We start from the raw sequence: 18,035 nt of genomic DNA, 5'->3' as shown, positions 1-18,035 counted from the left end.
CTACCGGGTCCGCGGGTGCCAGACCTTCGGCCAGTCCGTGGCGCGCAGCCCGGCGTCGAGGCCGCCGTCCGCGTAGAAGACGGAGCCGACGCAGTACGAGGACTTCGGTGAGAGCAGGAATTCCACCAGTTCGGCGATCTCTTCGGCCGTTCCCGCCCGGCCGGCCGGGATCGAGGCGAGGAACTGTTTGATGCCCTCGGCGGTCGCCGGGTCCTCGGCGGCGGCGCGGGTCATCGGGGTGTCGATGTAGCCGGGCGCGACCGCGTTGAGGCGGATGCCGTCGGCCTGGTACTCGGCGGCGCGGGTGCGCGCGTACCAGGCGAGGGCGGCCTTGGTCGCCGGGTAGGCGCCGATGCCGCCGTCGTCCGCGCCCGCCTCGTCGGCGGTCCTGCGGGCCTCGGCCTCGTCGCCCGCGAGGCAGGCGGTGGCGACCCGTTCCGGCCAGTCGGGCTGCGTGGTCGTCGAGTTGGAGGAGGCGAACACGACGGAGGCGTTCCCCGTGGCGGCGAGTGCCGGGCGCAGGCCCTCCACCAGGCGTATCGCGCCGAAGTAGTTGACGGACACGAGCAGGCTCGACGGTCGGCCCGCGCCGCCCGTGATCCCGGCGAACGGCAGGAACCCGTCGAGTCTGCCGCCGCTGATCCGGGTGATCTCGGCGACGGCGTGGGCGCGGCCCTCGGGGGTGCCGAGGTCGGCGGTGACGTCGGCGTTCTTGAGGTCGACGCCGATGACGGTGTGGCCCTGTGCGCGCAGCCGCTCGGTGAGCGTGGCGCCCATGCCGGAACCGGCTCCGGTGACGGCGATCGTGGACATGTGATCCTCCAGCTCTTCATTGAGTCCGGATCTCCCCGAAGGGGAAGGCCCGCCTCCAGCATGCGGCCGTCCGGCAGGGTTTCGACCGGGACTTTCGTCAGTACTCGACCCGTATGCGGTCCGTCACCGGTACCGCCTGGCAGGCGAGGGTGTAGCCCTCGGCGAGGTCCTCGGCGTCGAGGACCTCGTTGTGCCGCAGGGTCACCTCGCCCTCCACCACTCGGCACGTACAGGCCGCGCACGCACCCTCCCGGCACGAGTACGGTGCCGGGACTCCCGCCGCGAGGAGGGCGTCGAGGAGTGGGGTGGACTCGTCGCCGGCCGCCTCGTGGGTCTGGCCGTACAGTTCGGCGGTGACCGTGACGGTCGATCCCACGGGGGCGGGCGCGTCGAACACGTCGCCGGACAGCGAGAAGTACCGCTCCCGGTGCACGGCCGCCGCGCCCGCCGCGCGCAGGATGTCCTCCGCGCCGTCCATCAGGGGCTGCGGGCCGCACAGGTAGGCGGTGCGGGCCGCCGCGAGCGGGCGGAGGAGGGCGGCGAGCGCGTCGCGCGTGGGCAGCCCTTGCAGCGTCTCCAGCCAGTGCACCACCGCGAACCGGTCCGGGTACTCCGCCGCAAGGCCCCGCAGCGCGTCCCGGAAGATCACCGAGTCCTGGTCGCGGTTGGCGTAGACGAGGGTGACCGTGCCGGTGCCCGCGGCGAGGACGGAGCGGGCGATGGACAGGCACGGGGTGATGCCGCTGCCGCCCGCCACCAGCAGCACGTCCTCGTCGAGGGACGCGGGCGTGAACGTGCCGGCTGGCGGCAGGCATTCGAGTACGTCACCGGCCGCGACCTGCTCGCACACCCACCCGGAGCCCGCCCCGCCCGGCACCTTCTTCACGGTGACGCGGGGCGCCTCCCCGGTGTACGGGGAGGAGGCGAGGGAGTAGCAGCGGGCGCCGCCGCCGGGGATGCGGAGGGTGAGGAACTGGCCGGGCAGGTATGGGAGTTCGGGGGCGTCGAGGACGAGGGACACGGCGTCTGCGGTCTCGCGGACGACGTCGGCGACGCGCAGCGTGAGCACGCCCGTGGCCGGTTCGGCGAGGTCAGCGCTGCTCACGCCGCGTCACCTCCAACCGGCCGTCCGCGACCGCCCGGTCGATGGAGACGCGCAGCTCAGGGCAGCCTTGCCCGCCGAGGTGCGGGCAGGCCGCCGACGCGGCCCGCGTCCACTGGATCTGCAGGTGGTACGGGCTGTACTTCTCGCAGAGCACGTGGCCGCCGCAGGTGCCGCAGCCGACGGGGGTCATGCGTCGCCTCCGGTTCCCCCGGTGATGTACGACGTCACGCCGCCCGCCTTGAGGTTCTGCTCGGCCTCGGCGCGCCAGTTGTCATTGGCGTGCCGGGTGTCGAGCTCGAACTCGAAGCGGTCCGTCATCTCGTCCTTGACGTCGGCCACGTCGACGTAGAACTGCTCGTACCAGCGGCGGAGTTGGTAGACCGGGCCGTCCTCCTCGGTGAGCAGCGGGTTGTCGATGCGGGTCTTGTTCTTCCAGATCTCGACGTCCTGCTCGAAGCCGACGGCCAGGCCCTCGCTGGTGACGCGGGCGGCTTCGGCGGCCTCGGCGTCGCTCATGCCGGGCAGCTTCTTGACCATGGCGCCGTACATGAGGACGAAGCGGTCCGGGCCCACCGGGTAGTGGCAGTTGATGAGGACCGTCTCCATCTCGACGCCGGGCGCCACCTCCGCGTACAGCCAGTCGACCATGTAGGAGGGGCCGAAGTAGGAGGCCTCGGAGCGCAGGCCGCCGGAGGCGGAGAGGGTGCCGAGGTCGACGTCGGGGCGCGGCTCGGACTTCATGTACTGGGTGGCGACGTGGCCCTCGAAGACGTTCTTGAAGAACACCGGGAACGAGTAGTGCACGTAGTAGAAGTGCGCCATGTCGACGACGTTGTCGACGATCTCGCGGCAGTTGGTGTCGATGGTCGTGGTGTTCCACTGCCAGTCCGACCAGAGGTCCCGTTCCTCCTGCGGGCCGTGGATTCCGGCGAGTTCGGGGATGTCCTGGTCGGCCGGTGGCGGCTTGCCCTCGGGGTCGTGCCAGACGAAGAGCTGCTTGTTGCGCTCCAGGGCGTGCCAGGTGCGGGTCTTGGCGCGCGGCGGGACGCGGCGGGCGTAGGGGATCTCGCGGCAGCGGCCGTTGCCGCCCCAGCGCCAGTCGTGGAAGGGGCAGGCGAGGGTGTCGCCCTTGACGGTGCCGTGCGCGAGGTTGCCGCCCATGTGCGGGCAGAAGGCGTTGAGGACGTGGAGCTGGTGGTCCTCGGCGCCTTCGAAGACGACGAGGGTGGTGCCGAACGCCTCGATCTCGTGCGGCTTTCCGTCGCGGAAGTCGGCGGCGAGGCCGATGCAGTGCCAGCCGCGGGCGAAGCGGGTGGGGGCGGCGCCCGCGTCGATCACACGGGCTTGACTGTCGCGGGTTTCGTTGTCGCGGGTCGTCATGGCTCCATCAGGCTTTCTGCGAGAGGGCGACGGCGATGTCGATGAGCTGGTCCTCCTGGCCGCCGACGAGCTTGCGGTCGCCGGCTTCGAGGAGGATGTCGGTGGCGCTGACGCCGTAGTGGGCGGCCTGGCGTTCGGCGTGCTTGAGGAACGAGGAGTAGAGGCCCGCGTAGCCGATGAGCAGCGAGTTCCGGTCGAGCAGGCACTCGTCGGCCATGATCGGGCGGATGTCGTCCTCGGCCGCGTCGATCAGCTTCAGTACGTCGATGCCGGTGCGCCAGCCGGACCGCTCGGCGACCGCGGCCCACGCCTCGGTCGGCGTATTGCCTGCGCCCGCGCCGAAGCGGCGGGTGGAGGCGTCGATCTGGCGGGCGCCCGCGCGGACGGCGGCGATGGAGTTGCCGACGCCGAGGCCGAGGTTCTCGTGGCCGTGGAAGCCGACCTGCGCGTCGTCGCCCAGCTCGGCGACGAGCGCGGAGACCCGGTCGGTGACGCCGTCCATGAGGAGGGCGCCCGCCGAGTCGACGACGTACACGCACTGGCAGCCCGCGTCGGCCATGATGCGGGCCTGCTTGGCGAGGTTCTCCGGGGTGGTGGAGTGGGCCATCATCAGGAAACCGACGGTCTCCAGGCCCATTTCGCGGGCGAGTTGGAAGTGCTGCTCGCTGACGTCGGCCTCGGTGCAGTGGGTGGCGACGCGGCAGATCCGCGCGCCGTTGCCGCGGGCCTCGCGGATGTCGTCCTTGGTGCCGAGGCCGGGGAGCATCAGGAACGCGATCTTCGCGTGGGTCGCGGTGGCGACGGCCGTCCTGATGAGTTCCTGCTCGGGGGTGTGCGAGAAGCCGTAGTTGAAGGAGGAGCCGCCGAGGCCGTCGCCGTGGGTGACCTCGATGACGGGGACTCCGGCGGCGTCGAGGGCGCCGACCACCGTGCGCACCTGCTCGGTGGTGAACTGGTGGCGGTGGGCGTGGGAGCCGTCGCGGCAGAAGGAGTCGGTGACGCGGATGTCGAGGTCGGCCGAGTAGGGGCGTTCGAGGCCGGCCGAGTGGGGGCTGTCCAACGTACGGTCAGGGCTGGTCACTTGGTGGTCCCCTTCAGCTGCTGCTTCGCGAACTCCTCGCCGACCTTCGTCGCGGCGGCGGTCATGATGTCGAGGTTTCCTGCGTACGGCGGCAGGAAGTCGCCCGCGCCCTCGACCTCCAGGAAGAGGGCGACGCGGGCCATCCCGCCGTTCTCGGGGCGGGCGTCGTCGAACTGCGGCTCGGCGCGCAGCCGGTAGCCGGGCACATACGTCGCGACCTGCTCCGCGACCTCCTTGACCGACTGGGCGATGGCGTCGCGGTCGGCATCGTCGGGGATGGCGCAGAAAACGGTGTCGCGCATGATGACGGGCGGGTCGGCCGGGTTGAGGATGATGATCGCCTTGCCTCGCCGGGCGCCACCGATCTCCTCGATGCCGCGCGAGGTGGTGCGGGTGAACTCGTCGATGTTCTGGCGGGTGCCGGGCCCGGCGGAGCGGGAGGACACCGAGGCGACGATCTCCGCGTACGGGACGGGGACGACGCGCGAGACGGCGTACACCATGGGGATGGTGGCCTGGCCGCCGCAGGTGACCATGTTGACGTTGTCGGCCTCGAGGTGCGCGGTGAGGTTGGCGGGCGGGACGACGCCGGGGCCGACGGCGGCCGGGGTGAGGTCGATCGCCTTGATGCCCGCCTCCTTGTAGCGGGGCGCGTTGGCGGCGTGCACGTACGCGCTGGTCGCCTCGAAGACGAGGTCCGGGAGCTCGTCCTGCGCGAGGAGGTGGTCGACGCCCTCGGGGCTGGCGTCGAGTCCCGCGGCGCGGGCCTTGGCGAGGCCCTCGCTGGCCGGGTCGACGCCGATCATCCAGCGGGGCTCGATGAGTTCGGAGCGTTGGAGTTTGTACAGGAGGTCGGTTCCGATGTTGCCGGAGCCGACGATGGCGGCGGTCGCCTTCTTCGTCATACGGGACCTCACTTGGCTCAGTGGGTGAACGTCAGGGACACCGGGCCGAGCCCGGTGAAGTCGGCGGTGTACGTGCGGCCCGGTGCGACGTCGACGGCCCGCGTGCACGAGCCGGGCAGGATCAGGTGCCCGGCCTCCAGGCGCACCCCGAACCGGGCGACGGTCCTGGCCAGCCATGCGACGGACTCGGCGGGGTCGCCGAGCACCGCGTCGCCGCGGCCGGTGGCGAGCAACTCACCCGTGTCGTCGGTGAGTTGTGCCTGTACGTCCCTCAGGACGAGGTCGCCGATGGGGCGGCCGGCGCCGATCACATATCCGGCCGACGAGGCGTTGTCGGCGATGGTGTCGGCGATCGCGATGCGCCAGTCCACGATCCGGGAGTCGATCAACTCCAGGGCGGGCACGACGCGTTCGGTGGCGGCGCGCACGTCGTCGACGGTGCACTCCTCGCCGGGCAGTGGCGCGCCGAGCACGAAGCCGATCTCGACCTCGACGCGCGGCACGCAGTACAGGCCGACCGGCACCGGAACGTCCTCGGACAGTTCCATCGTGGACAGCAGGTGGCCGTAGTCGGGCTCGTCGACGCCCATCATCTGCTGCATCACGGGGGACGACAGGCCGACCTTGTGGCCGCGGACCCGCTCCCCCGCCGCGATCCGGTTCCGGATGCCGACGAGTTGGATCTCGTACGCGTCGACGGCGGTGATGCCCTCGAAGGTCTCGGTCAACGGCGGGATCGGCGAGCGCGCCGACTCCGCCGCGGCCAGCGCCTCGGCGGCCTTGCGCCGCTCGTGCTCGGTGAGCATCGGGGCCGCTCCTTCCATGGGGGGCTTGGGGACCAGCAGGGATTCGCTCGGTCAGGTGCGGCGAACGTAGGTGCCGCGCGAGGCGGGCGGCGACGGCGTATTCCCGGTGAGCGGGAAGCCGTGGCTGACCGGGTGGTGGTGGCGTGCGAGCCTCCCGGCGTGACCGAGTCCCCATGGAAGGAGCACCCCGGATGGACGACGGGCCGCTGACGATCGCCGGCCTCGCGGACTGGGCGGCCGACGCCTGGGGCGGGGAGGAGGCGCTGGTGCACGGGGGCGGAGACGAGGCCCTTGCGTACGGGCGCGGACCAGAGACCCCTGCGTACGGGCGCGGGAGCTGGACGTTCGAGGCGCTGCGCGACGCCGTGGACGAGGCGGCGCGGGCACTGATGGCGCACGGTCTCGCGCCGGGCGACCGGGTCGGGGTGTGGGCGGTCAACAGCGGGCGCTGGGTGGTCGCGGCGCTCGGCGCGCTGGCCGCCGGGGGCGTGCTGGTGCCGGTGAACACCCGGTACCGGGGCGGGGAGGCGGCGGACATCCTGCGCCGGGCGCGCTGCCGGTTCCTCTTCACCGAGCACGACTTCCTCGGCACGGACTACCGGCGGATGCTCGACGACTCCGGCCGGCCACTGCCCGACCTGGAGCGGGTCGTCGCACTGCACGACGACGAGGACTGGACCGCCTTCACCGGGCGCGCCGCGCGGGTGACGGCCGAGGCCCGGCGCGCCCGGACGGACTCCGTGCGCCCCGAGGACGACGCCGACATCCTCTTCACGTCCGGAACGACCGGCCGCCCCAAGGGAGTCGTCACGACGCACGGGCAGACGGTGCGGCTGTACGCGGCGTGGGCCCGGGAGGTGACGCTGACGCGCGGCGACCGGTATCTGCTGGTCAACCCGTTCTTCCACACGTTCGGCTACAAGGCGGGCATCGTGGCCTGCCTGCTGGTGGGCGCGGCGATGCTGCCGGAGCCGGTCTTCGACGCGGACCGGGCGCTGCGCCGCGTCGCCGACGACCGGGTGAGCGTCCTGACGGGCGCGCCCACGCTGTTCATGACGCTGCTGCGGCACCCGGACCGGGCGTCGTACGACCTGTCGTCGCTGCGGATGACGGGCACGGGCGCCTCGAACATTCCCACCCGACTCATCGAGGAGATACGGGAGAAGCTCGGCGTCGACCTCGTCTACACGGCGTACGGCCTCACCGAGTCGGACGGCACGGTGACGATCTGCCCGCCCACCGAGCCCGCGCACACCCTCGCCCGCACCGCGGGCCGCGCCCTGCCCGGGACCGAGGTGCGGATCGACGCGTCGAGCGGCGAGATCCTCACCCGCGGCTATCACGTGATGCGCGGCTACCTCGACGACCCGGCGGCGACGGCCGAGGCGGTCGACGCGGACGGCTGGCTGCACACGGGGGACGTGGGCGTGCTCGACGAGCGGGGTTTCCTGACCGTCACGGACCGGCTGAAGGACATGTTCGTGGTCGGCGGGTTCAACGCGTACCCCGCCGAGATCGAGCAGGCGCTGCGCGCCCATCCGGGGATCGCGGACGTGTCGGTGGTCGGCGCGCCGGACGCGCGGCTCGGGGAGGTGGGGGTGGCGTTCTACGTACCGTCACCCGACCGTGAAGCTCCTGCGGACCACGCGCAGTTGGTGTCGTGGGCGCGGGAGCGGCTCGCGAACTTCAAGGTGCCGCGCCGGTTCGAACCGGTGCCGGAGCTGCCGCACAACGCGGCGGGCAAGGTCGACAAGACGGCGCTGCGGGCGCGTGCTGCTGCTGGGGAGGCGATGGCCGGATGAGCCGGGTGAGTCGGATGAGCGACACGTACGCCATGTACAGCGCGGAGCAGGAGGAGTTGCGGGCGGCGGTGCGCCAGGTGCTGGCCGCCCACGAGGGCGCGGCGGCCTGGGCGCCCCTCGCGGGGCAGGTCGGGGTGGCGGGGCTCGCGGTCCCGGAGCAGTACGGGGGCTTCGGGGCCGGGGACGCCGAACTAGCGGTCGTAGCGGAGGAGTTGGGCCGGTCGCTGAGTCCCGTCCCGTTCCTGGACAGCGCGGTGCTCGTGCCGCGGGCGCTGGTGGCGAGCGGGGACCGGGAGGCGTGTGCGCGGCTGCTGCCGGGGCTCGCGGAGGGGACGCGGACGGCGTCGTCGGCGTGGGCGGAGGGCGGCGGCGTGGAGTGGGAGCCGGGGCGGGTGCGGGCGCACGCGGTCCTCGACCACGGCGAGTGGCGGGTGGCCGGGACGAAGGAGCATCTGCTGGCGCCCGGCGACGACCTGCTCGTGGTGGCGCGCACGGAGCGGCACGGCCCGAGCCTGTTCCACGTACCGGCGACGGCGGACGACGTACGCCTCACGCCCGTGCCCACCATGGACGACACCCGCCCCCAGTGGCGCGCCGAGCTGCTGCGCGCGCCCGCCACTCCGGTCGGCGAACTCGGCGACGCGGAACGGGTGTTGGAGGAGGCGATGGCGGCGGGCTGCCTGGCCCTGGCGGCCGACGCGGTCGGCGGAGCGGGCGCGGTCTTCGAGCTGACGCTGCGCTATGCCAAGGACCGCGAGCAGTTCGGCCGCCCCATCGGCTCGTTCCAGGCGGTGAAGCACCGGCTCGCCGACCTGTTCACGGAGCTGGAGTCGGCGCGCTCCCTGCTGCTGGCCGCCGTGCACGGCGAGATCCCGGCGGGCGCCGCGAAGGCCGCGTGCTGCGAGACGTACGAGCACGTCGCGGGCGAGGCGATCCAGCTGCACGGCGGCATCGCCATCACCTGGGAGCACCCCGCGCACCGCTACTTCAAGCGCGCCCACTCGGCGGCGCGGCTGTTGGGCTCGCCGGCCTGGCACCGCCGGCGCCTCCCTCTTCCCTCTCTTACGTGACCTCTTTCGTGACCTTCGTGAAAGGACCCGCCATGCCCGAACAGGTGGATGTCGTCATCGTCGGCGCCGGATTCTCCGGCCTGTACGCCGCGTACCGGATGCGTGAACTCGGCCTGAGCGTCGCCGGGTTCGAGCGCGGCGAGGACGTCGGCGGGGTCTGGTACTGGAACCGGTACCCGGGGGCCCGCTGCGACGTGGAGTCCGTCGACTACTCGTACTCCTTCGACAAGGACCTGGAGCAGGAGTGGGACTGGTCGGAGAAGTACGCGACGCAGCCGGAGATCCTGCGGTACGTGGAACACGTCGCCGAACGGCACGATCTGCGGCGGCACTTCACCTTCGGCACGTCCGTCGTCTCGGCCGAGCTTGACGAGGAGCGGCTGCGCTGGACGGTGCGCACGGACGACGGACGCGGCGGTCACGGCGGCCGGACGGTCGAGGCGCGGTATGTGCTGTTCGGGGTCGGCTGCCTGTCCTCCACCCACCTCCCCGAGATCGAGGGCATCGCCGACTTCGCCGGGGCCTCGTACCACACGGGTGAATGGCCGCACGAGGGCGTGGACTTCACGGGCCTGCGGGTCGGCGTGATCGGAACGGGCTCGTCCGGCATCCAGTCGATCCCGGAAATCGCCCACCAGGCAGCCGAGTTGACGGTATTTCAGCGCAGCGCCAACTACTCGATCCCGGCGGGCAACAAGCCGCTGAGCGACGCGGACCGCGCCGCGCAGAAGGCGGACTACGCGGAGCGGCGCCGTCTCGCCCGCCTCTCCGGGGGCGGCTCCCCGCACATGGCGCACCCGCTCAAGACGTTCGAGGCGGCCCCCGCCGAGCGCCGGGCGGCCTTCGAGGAGCGCTGGGAGCTGGGCGGCGTCCTGTACTCGAAGACGTTCCCCGACCAGTTGACCGACCGGGCGGCGAACGACGAGGCCCGCCGGTTCTGGGAGGAGAAGGTACGGGCGGAGATCACCGACCCCGCCGTCGCCGAGCAGCTGATCCCGGCCGACCACCCCATCGGCAGCAAGCGCATCGTCACGGACGACGGCTACTTCGCGACGTACAACCGCGACAACGTACGCCTGGTGAACCTCCGCGCCACCCCCATCGAGCGGGTGGAGGCCGGCGGCATCCGGCTCGCGGACGGCGGCGGCCTCGTCGAACTCGACGTGATCGTGTACGCGACCGGCTTCGACGCGATGACCGGGTCCCTGGACCGGATCTCCGTGACCGGGCGCGGCGGGCGGACGCTGAAGGAGGCGTGGGCGGCGGGCCCGCGCACCTACCTCGGGCTCGGCGTGGACGGCTTCCCGAACCTCTTCAACCTCGCGGGCCCCGGCTCGCCCTCCGTCCTCGCCAACATGATCCTCTGCGGCGAGCAGCACACCGACTGGATCGCCGCCCTGCTGACGCGGCTGCGGGAGGGCGGTTACGCGGGTGTGGAGGCGCGCGCCGAGGCCGTCGACGGGTGGGTGGCCGAGTGCCGGGAGCGGGCGGACGGCACGCTGATGACGGCGGCGAACTCCTGGTACCTCGGCGCCAACATCCCCGGCAAACCACGGGTGTTCATGCCGTTCGTGGGTGGCTTCGGGGTGTACGGCGACATCATCGAGAAGGTCGCGGCGGACGGGTACCAGGGGTTCGAGCTTCTTACCGGGTGACGCCGGTGACGCTGGTGATGCTCCGCAGGTGGGCGAAGGCGGCCGCGCGGGCGGCCTTCGCCTCGGGCAGGGCGGCGTCCCCGACCATCGTCAGGAACCCGTGGAACGCCTCGTCGTAGCAGTGGTACTCGGCGGTCACCCCGGCGGCGGCCAGCAGCTCCGCGTACCGGCGCCCCTCGTCGCGCAGCGGGTCGAGCCCGGCAGTGACGACGAACGCCGGTGGCAGGCCGCCGAGTTCGGCCGCGGCGAACGGGGTCGCGCGCGGGTCGCGGGCGTCTTGCTCGGGGCGGGGCAGGTACTGCTGCCAGTACCAGCGCATGTGGTCGGCGGTGACGAAGTTGCCGTGCGCGTTCTCCTCGTACGAGGCCGAGGACCGGTCCGGGTCCAGCATCGGGTAGTAGAGGTGCTGGGCGGCGAGGTCCGGCCCGCCGCGCTCCCGGGCGCGCAGCGCGGTGACGGCGGCGAGGTTGCCGCCGGCGCTGTCCCCGGCGACGACGAGGGGCCGCCCGGGGTGGTTGCGGGCGGCCCACAGGAGCGCGGTGTACGCGTCGTCGGGGGCGGCGGGGAACGGGTGCTCGGGCGCGAGCCGGTAGTCGACGGACACGACCAACGCCCCGGTGTCGGCGGCCAGTTCGCGGCAGAACGCGTCGTGCGAGTCGAGGGAGCACAGCACCATTCCGCCGCCGTGGAAGAAGACGACGACGGGTGTGACGTCGTCCTGGGGCGCCTCCGCCGGGTCGTAGACGCGGACCGGGACCCCGTCCGCGTCCAGGTCGGTCACCCGGTGCAGGGCGGGGAGCCGGGGCGGGGGCGGGGCGGTGCGGGCGCGCTCCGCGAAGAAGGCGCGTACGTCTTTGATGTCGGTGAACTCGGTGCCGAGGGCGGGGAAGTTGGCGGTGCAGGCGTCGATGAGGGCCTGTACGTCGGAGCGGGGGCCGGGAGGTGTCGGGCCGGGGGGCGTCGGGTCGGGGCGTGTCGGGTCGGGGGGTGTCACTTGGCATCGTCCTCTCCCTTGCCGCTACCGCTGCTGCCGCTGCCGCCGCCGTTGCCGCGCTGTGCGAACACCGGCATCCGGCCGGCCGAGGCCCCGCCGTCGGCGGCGACCTCCGCGCCGGTGAGGTAGGAGGCGTCGTCGGAGGCGAGGAAGGCCACGAGCCGCGCGACCTCTTCGGGTCGGCCGATGCGGCCGAGTGCGGCGGCGGGGTGTTCGGTGGTGCCGAGGTGGGCGGTCATCGCCGTGTCGATGGCGCCGGGGAAGACGGCGTTGACGCGGATACCGTCGCCGCCGAGTTCGAGCGCGGCGGTCCGGCTCAGGCCGCGCAGTCCCCATTTCGCGGCGCCGTACGAGCCGTGTGCCCAGATGCCCTGGAGGCCGGCCTGGGAGGAGATGTTGACGATGGCGCCGCCGCGCTCGCCCGCCCGCATGGCGGGCACGACGGCCTGGAGCCCGAGGAACGGGCCGACGAGGTCGACCTTCAGGATCCGCTCCAGCTGCGCCGGGTCCTCGTCGACGAGGGGGGACGTGGTGTAGATGGCGGCGTTGTTGACGAGGATGTCGAGTCGTCCGTAGGTCTCGCGGGCGAGGTCGACAGCGGCGGCCCAGGAGGCGGCCTCCGTGACGTCGAGCCGCTGAAACCGGGCCGCGTCCCCCAGGTCATCGGCGACCTTCTCCCCTTCCTTCACGAGGACGTCGCCGAGTACGACACGCGCTCCGCGCGCCACCAGTTCGCGGGCGATGGCCTCGCCCATGCCGCGGGCCGCGCCGCTCACCAGGGCGACCTTCCCGGCCAGTTGTCCCTCACGCATATCCGTATCCCTCCACTCGTCCGTCCCCCACGCCCCGGGGCTCCGCCCCGGACCCCGCTGCTCAATCGCCGCAGGTGCTTGACGTGTTCGCCATCCGCCCCGCCGCCCGATACCCGAACACCATGCCCGTGCCGATGGGCGCGCCCGGACCCGGATACACCGGACCCGTCACATTCGCCGCCGTGTTCCCCACCGCGTACAACCCCTCGATCACGGACCCGTCCTCCCGCAGCACGCGCGCGTCCACATCGGTCACGAGTCCACCCTTCGTCCCGAGGTCGCCGAGCACCATCCGCACCGCGTGGAACGACCCGGACGACAGGGGCAACAGGCAGGGGTTGGGGGCGCCCTCCTCCCCCTCGCCCGCGAAGAACCGGTCGTAGGGGTCGTCGCCGCGCCCGAAGTCGGGGTCGTGGCCGTTCTCGGCGTACTTGTTGAATGTCGCGACCGTCGCCGCGAGGCCCTCCCCCGGCACCCCGATCGCCTCGGCCAGCTCCTCGACCGAGGACGCGCTGTGCCACACCCCGCCCGCCTCGAAGGACTCCCGGTCGACCGGGACGAGGACGATGCCGGGCGGCTCCTCGCCGTGCCGCGCGTCCCAGACCCACCACACGGGGCGGTCCGCCGCGTCCCCTGCGCCCGCCGCGATCATCGCCCGGCCCATCCGGTCGTAGGACAGGCACTCGTTGGCAAACCTGCGCCCCTCGGCGTCGACGAAGATCCCGCCGCGGAAGCCGAGCGCGAACGCGGCGCCGCCGTCGGGGAACAGCACGGACGGGCACCACCAGCTCTCGCCGAGCAGCGACGTCGCCGCGCCGAGCCCCCGCGCGGCCCGCAGCGCGTCCCCCGTGCCGCCGCCCGCCGGACCCATCGTCCAGTCGGCGCCGGGGCCGTTGCCCCACTCCCGTCGCAGTTCGGCGTCCCGCTCGTAGCCACCGGCGGCGAGCAGCACACCGCGCCGGGCCCGGATCCGTACGGTCCGGCCGTCGGCATCGCGCACCTCCGCGCCCACGATCCGCCCGTCCTCGTCCTGTACGAGGCCGGTGAACGCGGTGCGCGTACGCGCCCGTCCGCCGGCCGCGTCCAGCGCGAGCAGCAGCCGGCCGATCAGCGCGCGGCCGTCCTCCAACGGCCCTTCGGGCGTGGGCAGTCCGAGCCGTTCGCTCGACACCGGTGGCCGTACGGCGTCGAGCAGCGCCCGCGACCGTTCGTCCTCGGGGCGCTCCAGGGTGACCGGGAAGACGCCGCGTCCGGCGTCGAAGCGGCCGGGGCCCGGGTAGTAGTCGGGGAACGGCCGGTACTCGAACCGGACGGACTCGCTGCGCTCCAGGAACTCGACGGTGGGGCCCGCCCCGTCGAGATACGCGTCCTGCATCGCGTGCGGTGTCGAGTCCCCGACGAGGGAACGGAAGTAGGCGCGGGCCAGGTCGGCGCTGTCCTCGACGCCTGCGCGGGCCTGCGCCTGGTTGCCGGGCAGCCACAGGCAGGCCCCGGCGTACGCGGTCGTCCCGCCGAAGTATTCGGTCTTCTCGACGACCAGGGTGTCGAGGCCGCGCGCGGCGGCGCTGTACGCGCCGGTCAGCGCGGCGCCGCCCGACCCGACGGCCAGCACGTCGACCGTCTCGTCCCACTCGATCGTCTCAGCCACATCAGTCGCCTCAGCCACACCACTCACAGGGCCTCGCTCCTCTCGTACCACTGGGGAAAGACCCTCCGGGCGGCGACGAGGCGTCGGCCGGTGAACGGTGTCCGGTGTGCGGACGCACTCGTACGGGTCATGCCCACACCTTGTCCGTGCCGCACCCGGCGCTCCACCGCCGCTTCCCGCTCAGTGGGAGGCGAATCCGCTGGGCCGGCTCACAGCCGCTCGAGGATCGTGACGTTGGCCTGGCCGCCGCCCTCGCACATGGTCTGGAGGCCGAACCGGCCGCCGGTGCGCTCCAGTTCGTGCAGCAGCGTCGTCATCAGCCTGGTGCCGGTGGCGCCGAGGGGGTGGCCGAGGGCTATCGCGCCGCCGTTGACGTTGACCTTCGCGGGGTCGGTGCCGGTCTCCTTGAGCCAGGCGAGGACGACCGGGGCGAATGCCTCGTTGATCTCGACGAGGTCGATGTCGTCCATGGTGAGGCCGGTCTTCTTGAGTGCGTAGGCGGTCGCCGGGATGGGCGCGGAGAGCATCCGGATGGGGTCCTCGCCGCGTACGGAGAGGTGGTGGATGCGGGCGCGGGGCGTCAATCCGTGTTCGCGGACGGCCTGTTCGGAGGCGAGGAGCATGGCGGCGGCGCCGTCCGAGACCTGCGAGGAGCAGGCGGCGGTGATGGTGCCGCCCTCGACGACCGGGTTGAGGCCCGCCATCTTCTCCAGGTTCGTGTCGCGGCGCGGGCCCTCGTCGACGGCCACGTCCCCGTAGGCGACGGTCTCCTTCTTGAAGCGGCCCTCGTCGATGGCGGTGAGGGCCCGCTGGTGGGAGCGGAGCGCCCACTCCTCCTGGTCGCGCCGGGTGATGCCCCACTTCTCGGCGATGAGTTCGGCGCCGTGGAACTGGTTGACGGGCGCGTCGCCGTAGCGGGCGCGCCAGCCCTCGCTGCCCAGGTAGGGGCCTTCGGTGAGGCCGAGGGGTTCGGCGGCCTGCCGGGAGGCGAAGGCGATCGGGATCATCGACATGTTCTGGGTGCCGCCCGCGACGACGAGGTCCTGGGTGCCGGAGAGCACGCCCTGCGCCGCGAAGTGGACGGCCTGCTGGGAGGAGCCGCACTGCCGGTCCACGGTGACGCCGGGCACCTCCTCGGGGAGTCCTGCGGCGAGCCAGCAGGTGCGGGCGATGTCGCCGGCCTGCGGTCCGACGGTGTCGAGGCAGCCGAAGACGACGTCCTCGACGGCGGCCGGGTCGATCCCGGTGCGTCCGACGAGTTCCTTCAGGACGTGGGCGCCCAGGTCGGCGGGGTGGACGGCGCTGAGCCCGCCCTTGCGCCGCCCGACGGGCGTACGGATCGCGTCGACGATGTAGGCCTCGGCCATGACACTTCAACTCCTGTCTTGTTGAGCGTGGTTGGGAACATGGGTGGGAGCATGGGTGGGTTGCGCTATTCCGTCGAGCACCATCGCCAGGTACTCGCGGGCGATCTCCTCGGGGCTGTGTCTGCCGTCCGGCCGGTACCAGGACGCGGCGACCCACACGGTGTCGCGGACGAACCGGTAGGTGAGCCGGATGTCGAGGTCGGCGCGGAACGCCCCGGCGGCCACGCCTTCCTGGAGGGTGGTCAGCCAGGTCTGCTCGAACTTGCGCTGCGACGCGGCGAGGAACCCGAACCGCTCCCTGGCCGCGAGCGCCTTCGACTCCTTCTGGTAGATGGCGACGGCGGGCCCGTGCCGGTCGATCTCGCGGAACGACTCGGTGACGAGGGCGCGCATCGTCTCGCGCGGGTCGTGTCCGGCGGCGAGCACGGTGTCGTAGCGGCCCCACAGCTCGTCGAGGAAGCCGCGCAGTATCTCCTCGACGATGGAGTCCTTGGAGTCGAAGTGGTAGTAGAGGCTGCCCGCGAGCATCCCCGCGGCGTCGGCGATCCGGCGCACGGTGGTGGCGTCGTAGCCGTGCGCCGCGAACACCTCGGCCGCCGTGGCGAGGAGTTCGCGGCGCCGCTCGGGCGAGGGGCTCATGCGCGCTGGCTGCTGACGGAGACGGTTTCGCCGGTCATGTACGAGGAGTAGCCGGAGGCGAGGAAGACCATTACGTTGGCCACCTCCCAGGGCTCCGCGTACCGCCCGAACGCCTCCTTCTCGGTGAGCTCGGCGAGCAGTTCGTCGGATGTGACCTTGGCGAGGTGGGGGTGCATGGCGAGGCTCGGCGCCACCGCGTTGACCCGCACTCCGTACTCGGCGGCCTCGATGCCCGCGGTCCTGGTCAGCGCCATCACGCCGGCCTTGGCGGCGGCGTAGTGCGCCTGTCCTGCCTGGGCACGCCAGCCGATGACGGACGCGTTGTTGACGATCACGCCGGTGCGGCCGGTGTCGCGGAAGGCGCGCAGGGCGGCGCGCGTGCACCGGAAGGTGCCGTTGAGCGTCACGTCCAGGACACGGGTCCACTGCTCGTCGGCCATGTCGACGATCGCCGAAGTCCCGCCGAGACCCGCGTTGTTGACGACTATGTCGAGCCCGCCGTGCCGCTCCGCGACATGCGCGAACAGGGCCTGCACCTGCTCCTCGTCGGTCACGTCGCAGGCGAGCGCGGAGATCCGGTCGGCCCCGAACTCGGCGGCGAGCGCCTCCTCGCTCTCCTTCAGGCGCCGCGCGTGCGCGTCACTGATGACGACTCGGGCCCCCTCTTCGAGGAAGCGGCGCGCGGTGGCGCCGCCGATCCCGGCTCCGGCGGCGGCCGTGATGACGGCGGTGCGCCCGTCGAGCAGCCGGTGCCCGGGGACGTACTCGGGAGCCACGGACTTCGTCATACGCGCACCTCTTTCGGCAGGCCGAGCAGCCGCTCGGCGATGATGTTGCGCTGGATCTCGTCCGAACCGGCGTAGATCGTGTCGGCGCGGGAGAAGAGGAACAGCCGCTGCCACTGGTCGAGTTCGTACGGCTCGCCCTCGGCGACGGTGGCGGCGGCCCCGCACACGTCCATGGCCAGCTCGCCGAGGCCGCGGTGCCAGGCCGCCCAGTACAGCTTGGCGACGGAGGGGTCGACGCCGCGCCGCGCGTTGCCCGCCATCGCCTGAAGCCCCGTCCAGGCACGGGCGAGCCGGTCGCGCAGGAGCGGATCGTCGAGCGCGCCGTTCCGCTCGGCGAGCGCGACGAGCTCGCTCAACTCCCGCCGGAACCCGATCTGTTGCCCGACGGTGGAGATGCCGCGCTCGAAGCCGAGGGTAGCCATGGCGATCCGCCATCCGTCCCCGATGTCCCCCACGACGTACGAGGCCGGGGTGCGGGCGCCGTCGAAGAACACCTCGTTGAACTCGCTCGTCCCGGTGAGCTGCACGATGGGCCGCACCTCGACGCCCGGCTGGTCCAGCGGTACGAGCAGGTACGAGAGCCCGGAGTGCCGCCGCGAGCCGGGCTCGGTGCGGGCGAGGACGAAGCACCACTGCGCCTCGTGCGCGAGCGACGTCCAGGTCTTCTGGCCGTCGACGATCCACTCCGTGCCGTCGCCACTGAGCCGCGCCCGGGTGCGTACGCCCGCGAGGTCGGAGCCCGCTCCGGGCTCGCTGTACCCCTGGCACCACAGCTCCTCGACGCGCCGAATGGGCTCCAGGAAGCGGGACTTGTGCTCCTCGGTGCCGAACGCGATGAGCGTGGGTCCGAGCAGCTGCTCCCCTATGTGATTTACGCGGGCGGGCGCGTCCGCGAGCGCGTACTCCTCATGAAAGGCGATCTGGAGCTCAAGGCTCGCGCCCCGGCCGCCGAACTCCTCGGGCCAGCCGACGCACGTCCAGCCGTGGGCCGCCATGTGCCGCTCCCAGGCGAGCCGCTCGGCGAACGCCTCGTGCTCGCGCCCCGGCCCACCTCTGCCCTTCAACCCGGCGTACTCGCCCGAGAGTTCCCGCTCCAGCCAGTCACGGAAGCCCGCCCGGAAGTCCTCGACGCTGTCCATGCACATAAGCTAACCTACCAAACACTTGTTA

At 72.4% G+C, this 18,035-nt stretch carries 17 protein-coding genes; 3 read left to right on the top strand and 14 right to left on the bottom strand.

The window, feature by feature from the left end:
• The 7 genes from RBJ65_RS26815 to RBJ65_RS26785 all read right to left on the bottom strand — a co-directional run bounded on the left by RBJ65_RS26815 (position 1) and on the right by RBJ65_RS26785 (position 6,090).
• Complete coding sequence (locus RBJ65_RS26815; protein ID WP_306322223.1) at positions 1-813, bottom strand: SDR family oxidoreductase; 813 nt, start codon at positions 811-813, stop codon at positions 1-3.
• Between the two features lie 97 nt (positions 814-910).
• Positions 911-1,918 carry a ferredoxin--NADP reductase gene (locus RBJ65_RS26810; RefSeq protein ID WP_306322222.1) on the bottom strand — a complete coding sequence of 336 codons (1,008 nt, stop codon included), beginning with the start codon at positions 1,916-1,918 and terminating at the stop codon, positions 911-913.
• On the bottom strand, positions 1,905-2,108 hold the full coding sequence (locus tag RBJ65_RS26805) for a hypothetical protein (protein ID WP_306322221.1): 204 nt from the start codon (positions 2,106-2,108) through the stop codon (positions 1,905-1,907). The genes RBJ65_RS26810 and RBJ65_RS26805 overlap by 14 nt, the downstream gene beginning before the upstream one ends.
• On the bottom strand, positions 2,105-3,298 hold the full coding sequence (locus RBJ65_RS26800) for a Rieske 2Fe-2S domain-containing protein (protein WP_306322220.1): 1,194 nt from the start codon (positions 3,296-3,298) through the stop codon (positions 2,105-2,107). The genes RBJ65_RS26805 and RBJ65_RS26800 overlap by 4 nt, the downstream gene beginning before the upstream one ends.
• Before the next feature lie 7 nt (positions 3,299-3,305).
• Positions 3,306-4,358, bottom strand: a complete 1,053-nt coding sequence (gene dmpG, locus RBJ65_RS26795) for a 4-hydroxy-2-oxovalerate aldolase (RefSeq protein ID WP_372341400.1) — start codon at positions 4,356-4,358, stop codon at positions 3,306-3,308.
• Between the two features lie 17 nt (positions 4,359-4,375).
• Positions 4,376-5,284, bottom strand: coding sequence for an acetaldehyde dehydrogenase (acetylating) (locus RBJ65_RS26790; protein WP_306322218.1), 909 nt, complete (start codon positions 5,282-5,284; stop codon positions 4,376-4,378).
• A 17-nt stretch (positions 5,285-5,301) separates the two neighbouring features.
• Positions 5,302-6,090: a 2-keto-4-pentenoate hydratase gene (locus RBJ65_RS26785; RefSeq protein WP_306322217.1), complete on the bottom strand. Its 789-nt coding sequence runs from the start codon at positions 6,088-6,090 to the stop codon at positions 5,302-5,304.
• Between the two features lie 191 nt (positions 6,091-6,281).
• Here RBJ65_RS26785 and RBJ65_RS26780 point away from each other — a divergent pair, with 191 nt between their 5' ends.
• From RBJ65_RS26780 to RBJ65_RS26770, 3 genes are read left to right on the top strand one after another with little or no spacing between them, the layout of a single operon-like run.
• Positions 6,282-7,892 carry a FadD3 family acyl-CoA ligase gene (locus tag RBJ65_RS26780; RefSeq protein WP_306322216.1) on the top strand — a complete coding sequence of 537 codons (1,611 nt, stop codon included), beginning with the start codon at positions 6,282-6,284 and terminating at the stop codon, positions 7,890-7,892.
• Positions 7,893-7,906: 14 nt separating this feature from the next.
• On the top strand, positions 7,907-8,962 hold the full coding sequence (locus RBJ65_RS26775; protein ID WP_306322215.1) for an acyl-CoA dehydrogenase family protein: 1,056 nt from the start codon (positions 7,907-7,909) through the stop codon (positions 8,960-8,962).
• Between the two features lie 32 nt (positions 8,963-8,994).
• Positions 8,995-10,617 (top strand): NAD(P)/FAD-dependent oxidoreductase, encoded by a 1,623-nt coding sequence (locus RBJ65_RS26770; RefSeq protein WP_306322214.1) that lies wholly within the window; start codon positions 8,995-8,997, stop codon positions 10,615-10,617.
• Here RBJ65_RS26770 and RBJ65_RS26765 read toward each other — a convergent pair.
• The 7 genes from RBJ65_RS26765 to RBJ65_RS26735 form a co-directional block, all read right to left on the bottom strand.
• Positions 10,607-11,611, bottom strand: coding sequence for an alpha/beta hydrolase (locus RBJ65_RS26765; protein WP_306322213.1), 1,005 nt, complete (start codon positions 11,609-11,611; stop codon positions 10,607-10,609). The genes RBJ65_RS26770 and RBJ65_RS26765 overlap by 11 nt on opposite strands.
• Positions 11,608-12,423: a glucose 1-dehydrogenase gene (locus RBJ65_RS26760; protein WP_306322212.1), complete on the bottom strand. Its 816-nt coding sequence runs from the start codon at positions 12,421-12,423 to the stop codon at positions 11,608-11,610. The genes RBJ65_RS26765 and RBJ65_RS26760 overlap by 4 nt, the downstream gene beginning before the upstream one ends.
• 61 nt (positions 12,424-12,484) lie before the next feature.
• Positions 12,485-14,071 carry an FAD-dependent oxidoreductase gene (locus RBJ65_RS26755; protein WP_306322211.1) on the bottom strand — a complete coding sequence of 529 codons (1,587 nt, stop codon included), beginning with the start codon at positions 14,069-14,071 and terminating at the stop codon, positions 12,485-12,487.
• 209 nt (positions 14,072-14,280) lie between these two features.
• Complete coding sequence (locus tag RBJ65_RS26750) at positions 14,281-15,438, bottom strand: acetyl-CoA C-acetyltransferase (RefSeq protein WP_306322210.1); 1,158 nt, start codon at positions 15,436-15,438, stop codon at positions 14,281-14,283.
• Positions 15,439-15,444: 6 nt separating this feature from the next.
• Positions 15,445-16,077, bottom strand: a complete 633-nt coding sequence (locus RBJ65_RS26745; RefSeq protein ID WP_306322209.1) for a TetR/AcrR family transcriptional regulator — start codon at positions 16,075-16,077, stop codon at positions 15,445-15,447.
• Complete coding sequence (locus tag RBJ65_RS26740; RefSeq protein WP_306322208.1) at positions 16,074-16,865, bottom strand: SDR family oxidoreductase; 792 nt, start codon at positions 16,863-16,865, stop codon at positions 16,074-16,076. Before RBJ65_RS26740 ends, RBJ65_RS26745 begins: the two co-directional genes overlap by 4 nt.
• On the bottom strand, positions 16,862-18,004 hold the full coding sequence (locus RBJ65_RS26735; RefSeq protein ID WP_306322207.1) for an acyl-CoA dehydrogenase family protein: 1,143 nt from the start codon (positions 18,002-18,004) through the stop codon (positions 16,862-16,864). Before RBJ65_RS26735 ends, RBJ65_RS26740 begins: the two co-directional genes overlap by 4 nt.
• Positions 18,005-18,035: the final 31 nt, after the last annotated feature.

The organism is Streptomyces sp. KL109B (assembly GCF_030766935.1).
Taxonomy (GTDB): Bacteria; Actinomycetota; Actinomycetes; order Streptomycetales; family Streptomycetaceae; genus Streptomyces.
The sequence above is the reverse complement of the archived record's forward strand: the minus strand, read 5'-3'. Positions and strand labels throughout refer to the sequence as shown.

Excerpts from the sequence above, each read along its gene's own strand:
- RBJ65_RS26815 (WP_306322223.1), bottom strand. The coding sequence starts at position 813 with ATGTCCACGATCGCCGTCACCGGAGCCGGTTCCGGCATGGGCGCCACG.
- RBJ65_RS26805 (WP_306322221.1), bottom strand. The coding sequence starts at position 2,108 with ATGACCCCCGTCGGCTGCGGCACCTGCGGCGGCCACGTGCTCTGCGAG.
- RBJ65_RS26800 (WP_306322220.1), bottom strand. The coding sequence starts at position 3,298 with ATGACGACCCGCGACAACGAAACCCGCGACAGTCAAGCCCGTGTGATC.
- RBJ65_RS26790 (WP_306322218.1), bottom strand. The coding sequence starts at position 5,284 with ATGACGAAGAAGGCGACCGCCGCCATCGTCGGCTCCGGCAACATCGGA.
- RBJ65_RS26785 (WP_306322217.1), bottom strand. The coding sequence starts at position 6,090 with ATGCTCACCGAGCACGAGCGGCGCAAGGCCGCCGAGGCGCTGGCCGCG.
- RBJ65_RS26780 (WP_306322216.1), top strand. The coding sequence starts at position 6,282 with ATGGACGACGGGCCGCTGACGATCGCCGGCCTCGCGGACTGGGCGGCC.
- RBJ65_RS26775 (WP_306322215.1), top strand. The coding sequence starts at position 7,907 with ATGAGCGACACGTACGCCATGTACAGCGCGGAGCAGGAGGAGTTGCGG.
- RBJ65_RS26770 (WP_306322214.1), top strand. The coding sequence starts at position 8,995 with ATGCCCGAACAGGTGGATGTCGTCATCGTCGGCGCCGGATTCTCCGGC.
- RBJ65_RS26760 (WP_306322212.1), bottom strand. The coding sequence starts at position 12,423 with ATGCGTGAGGGACAACTGGCCGGGAAGGTCGCCCTGGTGAGCGGCGCG.
- RBJ65_RS26750 (WP_306322210.1), bottom strand. The coding sequence starts at position 15,438 with ATGGCCGAGGCCTACATCGTCGACGCGATCCGTACGCCCGTCGGGCGG.
- RBJ65_RS26745 (WP_306322209.1), bottom strand. The coding sequence starts at position 16,077 with ATGAGCCCCTCGCCCGAGCGGCGCCGCGAACTCCTCGCCACGGCGGCC.
- RBJ65_RS26740 (WP_306322208.1), bottom strand. The coding sequence starts at position 16,865 with ATGACGAAGTCCGTGGCTCCCGAGTACGTCCCCGGGCACCGGCTGCTC.
- RBJ65_RS26735 (WP_306322207.1), bottom strand. The coding sequence starts at position 18,004 with ATGGACAGCGTCGAGGACTTCCGGGCGGGCTTCCGTGACTGGCTGGAG.